At 67.5% G+C, this 1409-nt stretch carries 1 protein-coding gene; it reads right to left on the bottom strand.

Features of this window, described 5'->3' with window-relative positions:
* Nucleotides 1-167: 167 nt before the first annotated feature.
* The gene (locus ACWDVG_RS31610; RefSeq protein ID WP_451704360.1) at nucleotides 168-1352 is read right to left on the bottom strand and encodes an IS701 family transposase; all 1185 of its coding nucleotides are present in this window, start codon (nucleotides 1350-1352) and stop codon (nucleotides 168-170) included.
* Nucleotides 1353-1409: the final 57 nt, after the last annotated feature.

The raw sequence follows: 1409 nt of genomic DNA on the forward strand, positions 1-1409 counted from the left end.
CTAGTACTGCAACGGTGTTTGCTGTGACTGGTGGCCAGGTTATGGGGGTGTGTGGCCGCGTTGTTTGTAGTGGCTGATGCGGGCTTGGTGTTGTCGTCGGCGTCGCCAGGTCGACCAGTGCAGGACGTGGTCGACCGAGACCGGCCGGCGGTGGGTGAGGCGATGGATCAGGCGTCTGAGCTCGGGAAGGCTGAGGGGGACGAGGTCGGAGGATCCGTTTCTGCTTTGCCGGTGTCGAGTTCGCGGGCCCGCAGGACGGTCAGGCAGGCGTGGGCAGCCATGGCCAGGGTCATGTGGCGGTGCCAGCCGGGGTAGCGGCGGACCTGGTAGTCGTCCAGGCCGCACTCCTGCTTCGCACTCTGGAAGCACTCCTCGACCGCCCAGCGAGCCCCGGCGACACAGATCAGCTGGTCAAGTGTGGTGTCGGCGGGGCAGTAAGCGATGTAGTAGGAGATCTCGTCGGGTCTGCGGACGCTGCGGCGGGCGATCACCCAGTGCCGCCGGTCCTCCCGGTGCCAGGGGCGGACCTCGACCCTGGCCCAGTCGAAGACGCGCGGTCCGTGGGCCCCGTTGCCGCAGGAACGGCGTTTCCACTTCTGCCTCGGCAGATCGTGGAACAGGTCGTGAACCGGATGGTCCATGGCCCAGCGGGTCACGACGGTGTCGTGACGGGTGGTGGCCATGACATGGAAGACATCGGCCCGCTCCAGCTCGGACCGCCAGCTTTTCGAGTAGCCGTAGCCGGCGTCCGCGGTCACCCACCCGAACGGGATCTTCTCCTCGATCGCCCGGCGGACCATCGCCCTGGCCATCGCGACCTTGGTCTCGAAGACGACCGTGTCGTCGATACCGGCCCGCCGGCAGCGTTCCCGGTCGTCGGTCCAGGACGCCGGCAGGTAAAGGCGCCGGTCGATCAGGGTGCGGCCGCGGCCGGTGGCGTAGGCGAGGAAGACCCCGACCTGGCAGTTCTCCGTCCGGCCGGCCGTGCCGGAGTACTGCCGCTGAACCCCGGCCGACCGGACCCCTTTCTTCAGGAAGCCGGTGTCGTCCACGATCAGCACCGCACCTGGGTCTCCGAGGTGCTGGACGACGTACTCGCGCACGTCGTCCAGCACCTCGTCCGCGTCCCAGTCGATCCGGTTCAGGAGCCGGTGGAGCCGGTCCGGGCCCGCGTGCCCGGCCTCCTCGGCAAGCGTCCAGCCGTTCTTCCGCTCCAGCGGAGCGATCAGTCCCCGCATATACGCAAGCGCCGACTCACGCGGCTCCGACCTGGCAAAACGGTGCACGAACCGCTCGTGCAGAGACCTTAGTTCACCCGCCCACGACCGGGCATCAGCAAGTTCCCCACCCATGAACACACCAACGAACGACCTGGCCACCAGTCACGGCAAACACCGTTGTAGTACTAG

This window comes from Streptomyces sp. NPDC003327 (assembly GCF_053589515.1).

Excerpts from the sequence above, each read along its gene's own strand:
- ACWDVG_RS31610 (WP_451704360.1), bottom strand. The coding sequence starts at position 1,352 with ATGGGTGGGGAACTTGCTGATGCCCGGTCGTGGGCGGGTGAACTAAGG.